General features: G+C 68.8%; 13 protein-coding genes. 5 read left to right on the top strand and 8 right to left on the bottom strand.

The genetic code is table 11. From position 1 onward, the window contains the following. Positions 1-69 precede the first annotated feature (69 nt). From BMZ21_RS21675 to BMZ21_RS21660, 4 genes are all read right to left on the bottom strand, one after another. Positions 70-948 carry a cytochrome c1 gene (locus BMZ21_RS21675; protein ID WP_091839259.1) on the bottom strand — a complete coding sequence of 293 codons (879 nt, stop codon included), beginning with the start codon at positions 946-948 and terminating at the stop codon, positions 70-72. Between the two features lie 8 nt (positions 949-956). Then, a complete protein-coding gene (locus tag BMZ21_RS21670; RefSeq protein WP_091839256.1) occupies positions 957-2,228 on the bottom strand; it encodes a cytochrome b in 1,272 nt (423 codons plus the stop codon). Positions 2,229-2,282: 54 nt separating this feature from the next. Then, positions 2,283-2,834: a ubiquinol-cytochrome c reductase iron-sulfur subunit gene (gene petA, locus BMZ21_RS21665; RefSeq protein WP_280141487.1), complete on the bottom strand. Its 552-nt coding sequence runs from the start codon at positions 2,832-2,834 to the stop codon at positions 2,283-2,285. A 191-nt stretch (positions 2,835-3,025) separates the two neighbouring features. Further along, complete coding sequence (locus tag BMZ21_RS21660) at positions 3,026-4,891, bottom strand: ABC transporter ATP-binding protein (protein WP_091839253.1); 1,866 nt, start codon at positions 4,889-4,891, stop codon at positions 3,026-3,028. A gap of 133 nt (positions 4,892-5,024) precedes the next feature. On the opposite strand from BMZ21_RS21660, the gene BMZ21_RS21655 reads away from it, so the two are divergent. Together BMZ21_RS21655 and hemF are read left to right on the top strand one after the other, a co-directional pair. Next, on the top strand, positions 5,025-5,498 hold the full coding sequence (locus BMZ21_RS21655) for a tRNA (cytidine(34)-2'-O)-methyltransferase (RefSeq protein ID WP_091839249.1): 474 nt from the start codon (positions 5,025-5,027) through the stop codon (positions 5,496-5,498). Between the two features lie 14 nt (positions 5,499-5,512). Beyond that, positions 5,513-6,436, top strand: coding sequence for an oxygen-dependent coproporphyrinogen oxidase (gene hemF, locus BMZ21_RS21650; protein WP_091839245.1), 924 nt, complete (start codon positions 5,513-5,515; stop codon positions 6,434-6,436). Positions 6,437-6,581: 145 nt separating this feature from the next. Here the strand turns inward: hemF and BMZ21_RS21645 are convergent, their stop codons facing one another. Genes BMZ21_RS21645 through BMZ21_RS21630 form a run of 4 tightly spaced genes read right to left on the bottom strand, consistent with a single transcriptional unit; the run spans position 6,582 to position 9,374 of the window. Then, on the bottom strand, positions 6,582-7,826 hold the full coding sequence (locus tag BMZ21_RS21645) for a CCA tRNA nucleotidyltransferase (protein WP_091839242.1): 1,245 nt from the start codon (positions 7,824-7,826) through the stop codon (positions 6,582-6,584). Then, on the bottom strand, positions 7,823-8,095 hold the full coding sequence (locus tag BMZ21_RS21640; protein ID WP_091839239.1) for a DUF6111 family protein: 273 nt from the start codon (positions 8,093-8,095) through the stop codon (positions 7,823-7,825). The genes BMZ21_RS21645 and BMZ21_RS21640 overlap by 4 nt, the downstream gene beginning before the upstream one ends. A 26-nt stretch (positions 8,096-8,121) precedes the next feature. Then, positions 8,122-8,790, bottom strand: a complete 669-nt coding sequence (locus BMZ21_RS21635) for a CoA pyrophosphatase (protein ID WP_091839235.1) — start codon at positions 8,788-8,790, stop codon at positions 8,122-8,124. Beyond that, a complete protein-coding gene (locus BMZ21_RS21630; protein ID WP_091839231.1) occupies positions 8,790-9,374 on the bottom strand; it encodes a DUF1285 domain-containing protein in 585 nt (194 codons plus the stop codon). Before BMZ21_RS21630 ends, BMZ21_RS21635 begins: the two co-directional genes overlap by 1 nt. Before the next feature lie 182 nt (positions 9,375-9,556). Between BMZ21_RS21630 and BMZ21_RS21620 the strand changes: the two genes are divergently transcribed. Genes BMZ21_RS21620 through BMZ21_RS21610 form a run of 3 tightly spaced genes read left to right on the top strand, consistent with a single transcriptional unit; the run spans position 9,557 to position 14,340 of the window. Then, a complete protein-coding gene (locus tag BMZ21_RS21620; protein WP_091839224.1) occupies positions 9,557-10,573 on the top strand; it encodes an AAA family ATPase in 1,017 nt (338 codons plus the stop codon). Between the two features lie 10 nt (positions 10,574-10,583). Next, entirely contained in the window at positions 10,584-11,501 is a 918-nt protein-coding gene (locus tag BMZ21_RS21615; protein WP_091839220.1) for a DUF58 domain-containing protein, read from the top strand. Between the two features lie 13 nt (positions 11,502-11,514). After that, positions 11,515-14,340 (top strand): DUF4159 domain-containing protein, encoded by a 2,826-nt coding sequence (locus BMZ21_RS21610; protein WP_091839217.1) that lies wholly within the window; start codon positions 11,515-11,517, stop codon positions 14,338-14,340. Positions 14,341-14,349: the final 9 nt, after the last annotated feature.

The raw sequence follows: 14,349 nt of genomic DNA, 5'->3' as shown, positions 1-14,349 counted from the left end.
AGACGATCGAATGTGGCCGATAAACGAAAAGGGCCCCGTCTCCGGGGCCCTTTCGAACTCAGATCTCGCTCAGTGCGCCGAGGCGTGGTCGGGCAGGCGCGACCAGATCTTCTTCTTGGTGAAGTAGAGCAGGCCGGCGAAGAGCGCCAGGAAGATCATCACCTGGAAGCCCATGCGCTTGCGCGCCTCGAGATGCGGCTCCGCCATCCAGACCATGAAGGCGGCGACGTCCTTGGAGTACTGCTCGACCGTCTCCGGCACCGGCGACTTGCCGTCCGCACCCTTCGGGTACTCGACCTGGCCGTCGCTCAGCGGCTTCGGCATCGCGATCAGGTGGCCGGGCATGTAGTTGTTGTAGTTCTGCCCCGGCAGCAGCGTCACGCCGGCCGGCGGCTCGGCATAGCCGGTCAGGAGCGCGACGATATAGTCCGGCCCCTGCTCCTGATACTGGGTGAAGATGTCGAAGATGAAGGTGGGGAAGCCGCGCGTATAGGTGCGCGCCTTGGCCAGCATGTCGATCGGCGGCGGATAGGCGCCGCCATTGGCGGCACGGGCCGCCTGCTCGTTCGCGAACGGCGCCGGGAAGGCGTCGGCCGGACGGCCGGGGCGCTCGAACATCTCACCCGCGTCGTTCGGGCCGTCCTTGATGTTGGTGTAGCTCGCCGCAAGCGCCGCGACCTGCGACGGGGTGAAGCCAGGGCCGCCCGGCTGCGACAGGTTGCGGAACCGGATCAGGTTCATCGCGTGGCAGTTGGCGCAAACTTCCTTGGCGACCTTGAAGCCGCGCTGCAGCTGGGCCTGGTCGAACTTGCCGAACGGACCGGCGAACGACCAGCTCTGCGCCGGCGGCTTCGGAGCGCCTTCGGCAGCCAGGACAGGCGCGGACACGGCAAGGGTCAGGCCAGTGACGAGACCGGCGAGCGACAGGCGGAGGGACATCTTGCTCATGGTCTCGTTCAGCCCTTGGCCTGCGGTGCCGCGGCGGTGGCGTGGCCGAGGCGCGCGCCCGAGCCGCCGAGCACCGAGTCGGCGATGGAGGTCGGCAGCGGGGCCGGCCGTTCGAAGATGCCGATCAGCGCCAGCGCCACGAAGAAGCCGAAATACAGCACCGTCAGGATGCGCGAGATCGTCACATAGGGCTCGTCCGCCGGCATGGCGCCGAGATAGCCGAGGCCGATGCAGACCAGGACGAACATCCAGAAGAACTGGCGCGCGATCGGGCGGTAAGTCATCGACTTGACCTTGGAGGTGTCGATCCAGGGCAGGAAGGCGAGGATCACGATCGCGCCGCCCATCGCCAGCACGCCGCCGAGCTTGTCGGGAATGGCGCGCAGGATCGCGTAGAACGGCAGGAAGTACCATTCCGGCACGATGTGGGCAGGCGTCGAGGCCGGGTTGGCCGGGATGTAGTTGTCGGCGTGGCCCATGAAGTTCGGCTGGTAGAAGACGAACCAGGCGAAGACCAGCATGAAGCAGACCATGCCGAACAGGTCCTTGATGGTCGCATAGGGCGTGAAGGGAACGGTATCCTTCTTGACGTCCTTGACCTCGACGCCGGTCGGGTTGTTCTGGCCGACATGGTGCAGCGCCCAGATGTGCAGGACGACGACGCCCGCGATCATGAACGGCAGCAGGAAGTGCAGCGAGAAGAAGCGGTTCAGCGTCGGGTTGTCGACCGAGTAGCCACCCCACAGGAAGGTCACGATCGTCTCGCCGATCACCGGCAGCGCCGAGAACAGGTTGGTGATGACGGTCGCGCCCCAGAAGGACATCTGGCCCCAGGGCAGCACGTAGCCCATGAACGCCGTGGCCATCATCAGCAGGAAGATGATGACGCCGAGGATCCAGAGCACCTCGCGCGGCGCCTTGTACGAGCCGTAGTACAGGCCGCGGAAGATGTGGATGTAGACCGCCACGAAGAACATCGAGGCGCCGTTGGAGTGCAGGTAGCGCAGCAGCCAGCCGAAGTTCACGTCGCGCATGATGTGCTCGACGGAGTTGAACGCCATGGTCGCGTTCGGCGTGTAGTGCATCGCCAGGATCACGCCGGTGATGATCTGCGCCACCAGCATGAACACCAGGATGCCGCCGAAGGTCCACAGCAGGTTGAGATTGCGCGGCACCGGATAGGAAACCGCGGAATCGTGCATCAGCCGCACGATCGGCAGCCGTGCATCGAGCCAGCGCTCGATCCCGGTCTTCGGTTGGTAGGTGCTGTGACCGCTCATGCTCGCCTCAAGCTCTCTCAAATCCGCTCGATGCCGTCCTCGCCTTCAGGAGGCTCAGCCGATCTTGATCTTGGTGTCCGCGGTGAACGCGTAGGGCGGCACCGGCAGGTTCAGCGGCGCGGGACCCTTGCGGATGCGGCCGGAGGAATCGTAGTGCGAGCCGTGGCAGGGGCAGAACCAGCCATCGAACTCGCCCTTCGGCTCGCCGGCGGCGTTGCCGAGCGGCACGCAGCCGAGATGGGTGCAGTTGCCGTAGACGACGAGATAGCGCTCATGGCCCGCCTTGGTGCGCTGTTCGTCGGTCTGCGGATCGCGCAGCGTCGCGACATCGACGGCCTTGGCCTCGTCGATCTCCTTCTTGGTGCGATTGCGCACGAAGATCAGCTTGCCGCGCCAAAAGAGTTTGATCGCCTGGCCTTCCGCGATCGGGGCGAGGTCGAGATCGATCGGAGCGCCGGCGGCAACGACCTGCGCGTCGGGAGCCAGCTGGCCGAGCAAAGGCACGACGAGGGCGGCGGCGCCGACGGCGCCGAAAGCGCCGGTCGTCAGCATCAGAAAATCGCGGCGGGTGGGTTCGGTGCCAGTCGTATCGGTCGCGTGCGCCACGATCCAGTTCCCTGCTCGGCGGCCGGCCTGGCCGGCTGAAACAAATCAAGCGCCCCACAGGGGCGCGGGCACACAGCCCGCCTTGCGGCGGCGCGTCGCCTGCCGCGCTCTTTGGCATGCAGTTTTGACGAAGTCTACTGTCGCGCGTGCCGCAGCCCACTGCATCGCAGCAATGCCGCCGTGCAGCCGGCTCAGGCCGGAATCCGCTCGCTGTCGGCCAATGCGAGGAAGCCACCGGACTGCCGGGCCCATAGGCGGGCATAGAGCCCGCCGCGCCGCACCAGCTCGTCATGGCTGCCCATGTCGACGATCCGGCCCTTGTCGAGCACGATCAACCGGTCGAGCGCGGCGATGGTCGAGAGCCGGTGCGCGATCGCGATCACGGTCTTTCCTTCCATCAATGTGGAAAGCTGGGCCTGAATTTCGGCCTCGACCTCCGAATCGAGCGCAGAGGTCGCCTCGTCCAGGATCAGGATCGGCGCGTCCTTGAGCAGCACGCGAGCGATCGCGATGCGCTGGCGCTGGCCACCGGAGAGCTTCACGCCGCGTTCACCGACACGCGAATCGAAACCCTGGCGCCCATCCTGGTCGGAAAGTCCGAGAACGAAGTCGTGCGCCGCCGCCCGCTTGGCCGCCGCCGCGATCTCGTCCTGCGTCGCGCCGGTCCGGCCATAGGCGATATTGTCGCCGATCGAGCGGTGCAGCAGCGAATTGTCCTGCGTCACCATGCCGATCTGGCTGCGCAGCGATTCCTGCGTGACATGGGCGATGTCCTGCCCGTCGACCAGGATGCGGCCCGAATCGAGCGGGTAGAGCCGCAGCAGCAGGTTGACCAGCGTCGACTTGCCGGCTCCGGACGGGCCGACCAGCCCGATCTTCTCGCCCGGCTTGATCTCGAGGTCGAGATTCTCGAACAGCCCCTGCGGCTTGCCGTAATTGAAGCGGACATGCTCGAAGCGCACCCCGCCCTGCGTCACCTGGAGCGGCACCGCGTCCGGCGCATCCGGCAGGTCGTGCGGCTTGGCGATCGTCTCCATGCTCTCCTGCACCGAGCCGATATTCTCGAAGATGCCGCGCACCAGGTGGATCAGCCAGCTCGACATCTGCACGAGGCGCAGCACCAGGCCGATCGAGGCGGCGACCGCGCCCGGCGTCATCTCGCCTTGGCTCCAGAGGTGCAGACAGAGCCAGGCGGTCGCCACGACCAGCAGGCTGTTCATCGTCTGCAGGATGACGCTGACGCCGGTGATCAGCCGCGACAGGTTGAGGAAGGAGGCGTTCCAGCGCGTCAACGAGTCGCGCACGGCCGAGCGCTCGGCGTCGGCACGGGCGAAGAGCTTCACCGTCAGAATGTTCGTATAGGCGTCGACGATGCGCCCGGTCGTGCTCGAGCGACCGAGCGAATTCGCCTCCGAGCGCTTCTTGGCCCGCGGCACGAAATAGATCAGCAGGGCGACATAGGCCGCCAGCCAGACGATCACCGGCATGGCGAGCCACAGGCTGGTCGAGCCGAAGAAGCCGATCGCGACCGAGGCGAAGATCAGCGCGTACCAGAGGTCGTCGATCACCTCGATCGTCGCGCCGCGGATCGCCTGCCCGGCCTGGATCACCCGCGACGAGAGCCGGCCGGCGAAATCGTTCTGGAAATAGGAGAGCGCGTGGCCGAGCGTGTAGACATGGTTGCGCCAGCGGATCTGGTTGGTGATCTGCGGCACCACCACCTGGTCGACGATGGCGTGGTTGGCGAAATAGATCAGCGGCCGCGCCACGGTGACCACGAGCGCCGCGCCGATCAGCAGCCAGCCATGCTCGCTGAAGACCTGTTCCGGTGAGTTCTTGGTCAGAAGATCGACGAACCAGCCGACCATCAGGTACATCGCCGCCTCGATGCCGGAGAAGCCGAGGCCGGTCAGCATGATCAGGGCCATCCAGCCCTTCACGCCCTTGATGTGGTGCCACATGAAGCGGAACACGCCGGTCGGCGGCGTCTGCCGCTCGTCGAAGGGCGCGAACACGTCGATGCGGCTTTCAAGGAAACGGAAAAGCGGGGCGAACATGGAGTTAGGGTGGCCCTCCTCGGGCAGCTGGCAATGACGACGCTTCGTTATATGGGTCGACTGCCAAATGAAGGCCAGAGCATGGCCGAGCTGCCGCTTGACGTGCGCCCTGCGCAGACAGCATGACCCCGCCATGCTGCGCCTCGCCCTCTACCAGCCCGACATTCCGCAGAACGCCGGCACCATGATCCGCCTGGCGGCCTGCCTCGGCATCGCCGTCGACATCGTCGAACCGGCCGCCTTCGACGTGTCCGACCGCAATTTCCGCCGCTCCGGCATGGATTACATCGAGCGGGCCGCGGTGACCCGGCATGATTCCTTTCGCGCGTTCGAGGACTGGCGTCGGCAGGCCGGCCACCGCCTCGTCCTGGCCGAGACCGACGGCGCCTGCGCCCATACCGACTTCGCCTTTCGCCCGGGCGACATCGTCATGGTCGGCCGCGAGAGCGCGGGCGTGCCGCCCGAGGTCTATGCTGCGGCGCAGGCCAGCGTACACATCCCGATGCGCCGCGATTTGCGCTCGCTCAATGTCGCCATGGCCGCGGCGATGGTAGTGGGCGAGGCGCTGCGCCAGCTGCGTGCCTATCCCACGCCGGCTGACGCCTGACGAAGAGACCGCACATGACCGCACAAGCCACGCAACCCGCAGCCGTCGATCCCGCTGTCGTCGAAGCCCTGAAGCCACGCGCCGCCGCCTGGTTCGAGAGCCTGCGCGACCGCATCTGCGCCGCCTTCGAGCAGGTCGAGGAGGAGGCTGCCGGCCCTTTTCCCCCTGAGACCGACAAGCCCGGCCGCTTCGTGCGCACGCCCTGGCAGCGCAGCAACCATGACGGCGCGCCGGGCGGCGGCGGCGTGATGGCGCTGATGTCGGGCCGCGTCTTCGAAAAGGTCGGCGTCCATGTCTCGACCGTGCATGGCAGCTTCGCCCCGGAATTCGCCGCGCAGATCCCGGGGGCGGCCGAGGATCCGCGCTTCCACGCCACCGGCATCTCGCTGATCGCCCATCCCTGGAACCCGCACGCGCCGACCGTGCACATGAACACCCGCTTCGTCGTGACGACCAAGCCCTGGTTCGGCGGCGGCGCCGACCTCACTCCGGTACTCGACCGCCGGCGCAGCCAGGACGACCCCGATGCGCAGGCCTTCCATGCCGCGATGCGCAGCCCCTGCGAGGCCCATGCCGGTGTCGCCGACTACGAGCGCTTCAAGGCCTGGTGCGACGAGTACTTCCACCTCAAGCACCGCAACGAGCCGCGCGGCATCGGCGGCATCTTCTACGACTATGTCTGGACCGGCGATCCTGATGCCGACCTCGCCTTCACCAAGGCGGTGGGCGAGGCCTTCCTCGACATCTATCCACGCATCCTGCGCGGCAATCTGGCGACGCCCTGGAGCGAGGCTGAGCGCCATGAGCAGCAGGTCCGCCGCGGCCGCTATGTCGAGTTCAACCTGCTCTACGACCGCGGAACGATCTTCGGCCTGAAGACCGGCGGCAACGTCGCCTCGATCCTGTCCTCGATGCCGCCGACGGTCAGGTGGCCGTAGGGACCTGCGCTTTCCACCTTATCGCGGGTCATCCCGGACAAGCGGCGAAGCCGCGCCGATCCGGGATCCATTGCTGAGCCTCACCGATCGAGGTTCAGGAATTGATCCCGGGTCTCACTTTGGTCGCCCGGGACGACCGCGAGGGCTACGGCGAGACCTTGTGCCGGTTCTTGGTTCCGATCACCTTCGCCAGCATCCGCAACTGCACGCCCCGCCCGGCCGGACACCCAGCCTCGATCCAGGCCTCCCGCGCCGCCTCGAGCACCTGCCCGACCTTCGGGCCGGCGCCGACGCCGAGCGCCAGCACATCCTTGCCGGTCGGCAGGAAGGGGGGTGTCCGCGCCAGCTCGGCGATCACACCCTGAACCTCGACCCCTCCGCCCTGCGTGCCCAGCAGCACCAGCCCGCCCGCGACTGCATCCATCCCGAGGCGATGGGCCAGTCGGCGCAACGTCGCGATCTGCGGCAGCGCCTCTCTGCCCGACAACCCCTCCAGTGCCGCGGCAACGCCGGAAACCCGCTCGAACTCCGCATTTGAGAGCCGCAGCCGCTCGCGCAGCCTGAGCGCATCCTCGCCGACCGCGACCGCCAGGGCCGCCAGCCGGAAGGCGGGATACACACCCTCCCCCGGCCCATCGGCGATTGCGGCGAAGCGCGCGAGACGGGGTACGCCGCCGATCACCGGCATCAGCAGCCCGGCACCTGCCATCGCCTGCAGGGTTTCCGCCGCACGCGGCGCACTGAGGAGCTTGCGCAGCTCCGCCCAGACCCGCTCGCGCGACAGCCCCTCCAGGCCGCCACGGCCGGCGACGCAGGCAGCGAGCGCTGTCCTATCCGGCTCACCGACGCCATAGCGGGCATGGAAGCGGAAGAAGCGCAGGATGCGCAGATAGTCCTCGGCGATCCGCTCGCCGGCCGCACCGATGAAGCGCACCCGCCGCACAGCAAGATCAGCGAGCCCATCGGCATAGTCGTGCAGCCCGCCGGCAGCATCGAGCCCAAGCGCGTTGATCGTGAAATCGCGGCGCAACGCATCCTCGCGGAAGTCGCGACCGAAGGCGACGACGGCATGGCGGCCATCCGTCTCGACATCGCGCCGCAGCGTCGTGACCTCGAAAGGCGCGCCGTCGATCACGACGGTGACCGTGCCGTGTTCGACCCCGGTCGGCACCGCCTTGAAGCCGGCGGCGCGTACCCGCCGCATCGTCTCGTCAGGCAGGCAGGTCGTGGCGACGTCGATATCGGCGACGGGCTCGCCCAGCAGCGCATTACGCACGGCGCCGCCGACGATGCGGGCCTCCTCCCCGCCCCGGTTCAGCGCGGAAAGCAGCGCGGCGACATCGGCGCGCGCCAGCAGTCCGGCAAGCCGCTCGCGCTCGGCACCGGTCATCGCTTCGGCCGGTCGTCGAACTCGCCGGGGACCACCCTGCCGTTTTCGACATGCGGCGGCACGAACGGCCCGGTATGTCGCGGCGCGACCAGGCCGGCGTAGACGAAGGAGCCGATCCCCAGCACGATGCCGACCACCGACAGCCAGAACAGATGGCGGCTCCAGTGCTCGACATCGAACGGATTGCGCCGCCGGACCACGAGATAGCCCGCGAACAGGCAGAACGGCAGGACGAAGAGCAGGAACTCCTCGATCAGCGTGCGCAGCATTGGATGATCTGTCCCGGCCTCTCGTTTCAGCCGGCGAGCCGCTCGTAGAGATTGCGGATCATGCCGGCCGTCGCTCCCCAGATATAGCGATCGCCATGTGGCATCGCATAGTAGGTCCGATAACGCCCGCGAAATTCCCGGCCATGGCGCTGGTGATTGGCCGGATCGAGCAGGAAGGCGAGTGGCGTCTCGAAGGCCTCGTCGACCTCGTGCGGGTTGATCGTCAGCGCCAATGGCGGCTCGACCAGCCCGACCACCGGCGTGACGCGATAGCCGGTGCCGGTGAGATAGGCGTCGAGATAGCCGACCGCCCTGACCTTCCCGGGGGAGAGTCCAACCTCTTCTTCCGCCTCGCGCAAGGCCGCCACCAAGGGCGAGCCGTCGGTTTCATCGACGCGCCCGCCCGGGAAGGCGATCTGCGCGGAATGCTTGCGCAGCGCCGCGGCGCGCTGGGTCAGAAGCACGGTCGGCTCGCCCGGATGCAGCACGATCGGGATCAGCACGGCAGCCTCGATCGCGCTGGCCTCGTCCGGAATGTCGATCGGCTCGGATTGGAGATCGTGATCGCCGCGCGGCCGCGCGATCAGGTCGCCATGGGCCGGCGGCTCGGGTCTCAAGGCGTGCAGCAGCAGCGCCTCGAGATCGCCACCGTTCCAGAACGCCGTCTCGGCAAGCCGCTTGGCAAGTTGCTGCATCAGAGTACCTCGATCTCGCTGGCCGGCGCGACCACGTGGAAAACGCCGCCGGCCGCGATGCCGAACCGCGCCTCTCCGTCGCCCTCCCTGATCTCGCCGAGCGCCAGCAGATCATAGGTCAGAGCCCGCGTGAGCCGGGCCCAGAGCCCGCGCCGGACATGCACATAGGGCTTCACGCCCTCGTTCGCAGCCCTCTCGAAGCGCAAGACATTGTCCGGTCCGACCGTCACCAGATCGTCGGTACGGGTCCGGAAGGCGATGCTGCGCCGGTCGCGCTCACCCTCCACCGCCATCTCGACGGCCTGGAGCGGCGCATCCTCGACCTTGATCCCGACCTTCTCGACCGGGGTCACGAGAAAGTAATCGTCGCCCTCGCGCTTCAGCACCGAGGAGAACAGCTTGACCAGTGCCGGCCTGCCGATCGGCGTGCCCAGATAGAACCAGGTACCGTCTGCGGCGATGCGCATGTCGAGATCGCCGCAGAAGGGCGGGTTCCAGCGCTCCACCGGCGGCAGCCCGCGGGCAGGACCGGCGCCGAGCCCGCTCAGCAGGCGATTCATCGCGCCTGCGGCCTCGGCAGTCATGTCACCTCGCGCTTTCGTCATCGGCATGCCGGTTGCATCGCTCTCTCGCCTTGAACTCTACATAATCGTGAAGCGGACTGTTGTGCACCGCCGCTCTCTGCCCCTTGAGCATGCTCCCCGCGAGGGTCACAGTTTGGAATCGGACAGGAAGGCCCGCGAGCGCGAGGCTGAAGGAGATCGACATGGTGGCGCAAGCCCGTGATGCCAACGCCCCGATCAACCTCGACACCGGCATCGTCGAGGCGGCGGAAGCGGCCCTCGCCGCCATCGGCGCCGCCCGCACCGAGATCGGCCAGGTCATCTTCGGCCAGCAGAAGGTCGTCGATCTCTCGCTGATCACCCTGCTCGCCGGCGGCCATGGCCTGCTCGTCGGCGTGCCCGGCCTCGCCAAGACCAAGCTGGTCGAAGCGATGGGCACCGTGCTCGGCCTCTCGGCCCGCCGCGTCCAGTTCACGCCCGATCTGATGCCATCGGACATTCTCGGCTCCGAGGTGCTCGACGAGAGCGAGGGCGGCAAGCGCCATTTCCGCTTCATCAAGGGCCCCGTCTTCGCCCAGCTGCTGATGGCGGACGAGATCAACCGCGCCTCGCCGCGCACCCAGTCGGCCCTGCTGCAGGCGATGCAGGAGCACCACGTCACCGTCGCCGGCGAGCGTCACGACCTGCCGGCGCCCTTCCACGTCCTCGCGACCCAGAACCCGATCGAGCAGGAAGGCACCTATCCGCTGCCGGAAGCCCAGCTCGATCGCTTCCTCCTGGAGATCGATGTCGGCTATCCCGACCGCGAGGCCGAGCGCCGCATCCTGCTCGAGACCACCGGCGCCGCCGAGCACAAGCCGGTGCAGGCGATGACGGCCGAGACCCTGATGTCGACGCAGCGCCTGGTCCGCCGCCTGCCGGTCGGCGAGGCGGTGGTCGACGCGATCCTCGACCTCGTCCGCTCGGCCCGCCCCGGCGACGGCGAGAAGGCGATCACCGACAAGCTCGCCTGGGGCCCGGGCCCGCGCGCCAGCCAGGCGCTGACCCTCGCCGCCCGCGCCCGCGCCCTCGTCGAAGGCCGGCTCGCGCCCTCGATCGACGACGTCGCGGCACTCGCCGCCCCTGTCCTGAAACACCGCATCGCACTGACCTTCGCCGCCCGCGCCGATGGCGAGACGGTCGAGGGTGTCGTCGCCAAGCTCGTGGAGCGTCTGGGTTGAGGGCATTCTGATGCTGCGCACCCGCGTCCTTGGCCAATCCGAGCGCCAGCCGGGCCAGCCGGTCCTCAAGGCATCGCTCGACCTCGCCGCCCGCCTGCCCAGGCTGGTGCTGGAGGCGCGGCGGGTCTCGGCCAGCGTGCACGGCATCCATGGTCGCCGGCGCTCCGGCCCGGGCGAGACCTTCTGGCAATACCGGCCGCTGGTGACAGGCGAATCCGCCTCGCGCATCGACTGGCGTCGCTCTGCACGCGACGGCCATCTCTTCGTCAGGGAACGCGAGTGGGAAGCCTCGCACGCGATCTGGCTCTGGATCGATCGGTCGCCCTCGATGGGCTTTTCCTCCTCGCTCTCCCAGGTCAGCAAGGTCGACCGCGCCTTGATCGCCGGCTTCGCCTTGGCCGAAACGCTCGTCGAGGGTGGCGAGCGCGTCGGCCATATCGGCCTGACCCGTCCGATGGCCTCGCGCCGCATCGTCGAAATGCTGGCTCAGGCGATCCTGGCCGATCGCCGCAATGGCGAGGCCGACCTGCCGCCGGACGAGCCGCTGCCGCGCCTCGCCGACGCGATTATGATCACCGATGGCCTGACGCCGGCGGCGGCGCTCGCCAAGCGCATCGCCACGCTGGCGAGCAGCGGCGCCAGGGGGCATATCCTGCTGATCGCCGATCCGATCGAGGAGACCTTCCCGTTCTCCGGCCAGGCCGAATTGTTCGACCTCGAGGACGGCCTGACATTGCGGGTCGGCGATGCCGGCAAATGGGGCGAGGATTATCGCGAGCGGCTGCAGGCCCATCGCGACGCCATCCGCGAAGCCTGCCGCCATGCCGGCTGGACGCTGACCCTGCACCGCACCGACCGACCGGCCAGCGAAGGCGTGCTGCGCATCGCCAGCCTGATCGCCGCCTCGCGCGGCGGCCCGGCGGGTTGAGGGAGAACGGACGATGCTCTCATCGCTGCCGATCGCCTTCTCCGCGCCGCTGGCCCTGATCGCGCTGGCCGTGCTGCCCGTGCTCTGGCTGATCCTGCGGGTGACGCCGCCGCGGCCGAAGCGCATCGACTTCCCGCCGCTGAAGATCGTGCGCGACCTGATCCCGCAGCGCGAGACGCCGGCCCATACGCCCTGGTGGCTGCTGGCGCTGCGCATGGCCGTGGCGGCGCTGGCGATCCTCGCCGTCGCCGGCCCGGTCTGGAATCCGGTGCGCGACGCCGCCGCCCTGCGCGGCCCGCTGCTGCTCCTGGTCGACAACGGCTTCGGCGCCGCGACCGACTGGCTGGAACGCCAGGCCATCGCCGAGAGCCGCATCATGGCCGCCGGGCGCGAAGGCCGGCCCGTCGCGGTCGTCGGCCTTGCCGAAGCCCCAAACGAGATAGCGTTGTCCGAGCCGCAGGGCGCCCTCGAACGCCTGCGTGCACTCGCCCTACAGCCGCATGCGCCCGATCGCAGCGCTCATCTCCAGCGGCTCGAAGCCTTCTGGCGGGCCCAGCCCCAGGCCGAGACGGTCTGGGTCGCAGACGGGCTCGGCGTCGGCGGCGGTGACGCCGATTTCCTGGCCAGGCTGAAGCAGGAAGCTGGCGCGAGCCGCCTCTCAATCCATGCCGGCCAGGCCGATCAGCGCGCCCTCGCCGGGCCCGAGAACCTCGCCGGCGCGCTGACCGTCAAGGTCCTGCGCCCGACGACGAATGCTGCGGCGAGCGGCCAGGTCCGCGCGCTCGACCTCAAGGGCCTGCCACTCGGCGACGCGCCTTTCGTCTTCGGCGGCAATGAGCTCGAAACCACCGCGCGGCTGACCTTGCCGATCGAGGTCCGCAACGCCGTCTCGCGGCTGGAGATTACCGGCGAGCGCAGCGCCGGCGCCGTCGCTCTGCTCGACGACCGGGCCAAGCGCCGCCGCGTCGGCATCGTCTCGGGCGCCACCGCCGACACCGCCCAGCCGCTGCTGTCGCCGACCTATTACGTCTCGCGCGCTCTGTCGCCCTTCGCCGAGATCCGCGAGCCCCGCGCGGGCTCGACCGACCCGGTCGGCGAATTGCTGGCGCAGAACCTCTCCGTGCTGATCCTTGCCGATATCGGCGCGCTCGACGGCGACACCGCCGCCAAGGTCTCTACCTTCGTCGAGCGCGGCGGCGTGCTGCTGCGCTTCGCCGGAGCCCGACTTGCCGCCTCCTCCGACGAGCTGACGCCGGTGCGCCTGCGCCGCGGCGGCCGCACCCTTGGCGGCGGCCTCTCCTGGGAAGCGCCGCGCAAGCTCGCGCCCTTCACCCGCGAGAGCCCTTTCTTCGGCTCGTCCCTCGCCGAGGACGTCCGCGTCACCCGCCAGATCCTGGCCGAGCCGGAGCCCGACCTCGCCCGCAAGACCTGGGCGGCTCTGGAGGATGGCACGCCGGTCGTCACCGGCGAGCGCCGCGGCGACGGCGTGCTCGCCATGGTCCATGTCACCGCCGACACGACCTGGTCGAACCTGCCGCTCTCCGGCCTGTTCGTCGAGATGCTGCGCAAGGTCGTAGCCATGTCCGGCACGAGCTCCGCCGAGAGCCAGGGCGGCGAGATCAAGGTCGAGACCCTGTCGCCGACCCGTGTGCTCGACGGTCAGGGCGCCTTCCGCTCGCCTCCTGCGACCGCACAACCCGTCGCCCGCAACTTCACCGGCCGCGCCACGCTCGCGCATCCGCCCGGCATCTATGGCCCGACCGACGGCGCCATGGCGGTCAACACACTCGCCCCTGCCGACACGCTGGCGGCGCTCGATCTCGCCGCACTGGGAGCGCCGATGTTGCCGATCGACCAGCCCGTCGCCCGCGATATCCGCCCGCAGCTCCTCGTGCTGGCATTGCTCCTCCTCGTCGTCGACACGCTGGCCACGCTCTGGCTCGGAGGCCGGATGAACCTCGCCCGCTTCCGACGGGCGGCGCCCGCTGCGCTGCTTCTCGCTGTCGCCCTCGCGACCCTGCCCGGTCCGGATACCGCACAGGCGCAGCAGCCGGCCCCGCCTGCCCCGCCGGCCGATCAGCGGCCGCCGGTGCCGCGCGATCTCGTCACTGCCGCGAGCGCGACCCGCCTCGCCTATGTGCTCACTGGCGACAGGACGGTCGACGACATGTCAAAGGCCGGCATGGCCGGTCTCAACATCGTTCTGGGCGCCCGCACCGCGCTGGAGCCGGGCGAGGCCGCCGGCGTCGACGTCTCCCGCGACGAGCTTGCGCTCTACCCGATCCTCTATTGGCCAGTGGTCGCCGGCCGGCCCATTCCCCCAGCCGAGACGCTGCGCAAGGTCGAGGCCTATATGAAGGGCGGCGGGCTGGTGATCTTCGACACGCGAGACGCGATGAGCACCCGGCCGGGCGGCGGTACCACGCCCGAGGGCGATCAATTGCGTCGCATGCTGCAGACGCTCGACATTCCCGAACTCGAGCCGATCCCGCGCGACCACGTCCTGACGAAAACCTTCTACATCCTCGACGGCTTCGTCGGCCGCTATGACAGCGGCACGACCTGGGTCGAGGTGCTGCCGCCCGCCAGCGAGGACGGCCGCCGCCCGGCCCGCGCCGGCGACAACGTCTCGCCGATCGTGATCACCTCGAACGATCTCGCCGCCGCCTGGGCCGTCGGGCGGCGCGGCGAGGCGCTCGTGCCGATGTCCGGCTCCGATCCGCGCCAGCGCGAGATGGCGCTGCGCGCCGGCGTCAACCTGGTGATGTACGCGCTGACCGGCAACTACAAGGCCGATCAGGTCCATGTCCCGGCCCTGCTCGAACGCCTCGGTCAGTAGCGAAGGAAA

Source organism: Allobosea lupini, from assembly GCF_900109525.1.
In the GTDB taxonomy this organism is placed as follows: domain Bacteria; phylum Pseudomonadota; class Alphaproteobacteria; order Rhizobiales; family Beijerinckiaceae; genus Allobosea; species Allobosea lupini.
This window is presented reverse-complemented; position numbering and strand designations above follow the sequence as displayed.

Excerpts from the sequence above, each read along its gene's own strand:
- BMZ21_RS21675 (WP_091839259.1), bottom strand. The coding sequence starts at position 948 with ATGAGCAAGATGTCCCTCCGCCTGTCGCTCGCCGGTCTCGTCACTGGC.
- BMZ21_RS21670 (WP_091839256.1), bottom strand. The coding sequence starts at position 2,228 with ATGAGCGGTCACAGCACCTACCAACCGAAGACCGGGATCGAGCGCTGG.
- BMZ21_RS21660 (WP_091839253.1), bottom strand. The coding sequence starts at position 4,891 with ATGTTCGCCCCGCTTTTCCGTTTCCTTGAAAGCCGCATCGACGTGTTC.
- BMZ21_RS21655 (WP_091839249.1), top strand. The coding sequence starts at position 5,025 with ATGCTGCGCCTCGCCCTCTACCAGCCCGACATTCCGCAGAACGCCGGC.
- hemF (WP_091839245.1), top strand. The coding sequence starts at position 5,513 with ATGACCGCACAAGCCACGCAACCCGCAGCCGTCGATCCCGCTGTCGTC.
- BMZ21_RS21645 (WP_091839242.1), bottom strand. The coding sequence starts at position 7,826 with ATGACCGGTGCCGAGCGCGAGCGGCTTGCCGGACTGCTGGCGCGCGCC.
- BMZ21_RS21640 (WP_091839239.1), bottom strand. The coding sequence starts at position 8,095 with ATGCTGCGCACGCTGATCGAGGAGTTCCTGCTCTTCGTCCTGCCGTTC.
- BMZ21_RS21635 (WP_091839235.1), bottom strand. The coding sequence starts at position 8,790 with ATGCAGCAACTTGCCAAGCGGCTTGCCGAGACGGCGTTCTGGAACGGT.
- BMZ21_RS21630 (WP_091839231.1), bottom strand. The coding sequence starts at position 9,374 with ATGACTGCCGAGGCCGCAGGCGCGATGAATCGCCTGCTGAGCGGGCTC.
- BMZ21_RS21620 (WP_091839224.1), top strand. The coding sequence starts at position 9,557 with ATGGTGGCGCAAGCCCGTGATGCCAACGCCCCGATCAACCTCGACACC.
- BMZ21_RS21615 (WP_091839220.1), top strand. The coding sequence starts at position 10,584 with ATGCTGCGCACCCGCGTCCTTGGCCAATCCGAGCGCCAGCCGGGCCAG.
- BMZ21_RS21610 (WP_091839217.1), top strand. The coding sequence starts at position 11,515 with ATGCTCTCATCGCTGCCGATCGCCTTCTCCGCGCCGCTGGCCCTGATC.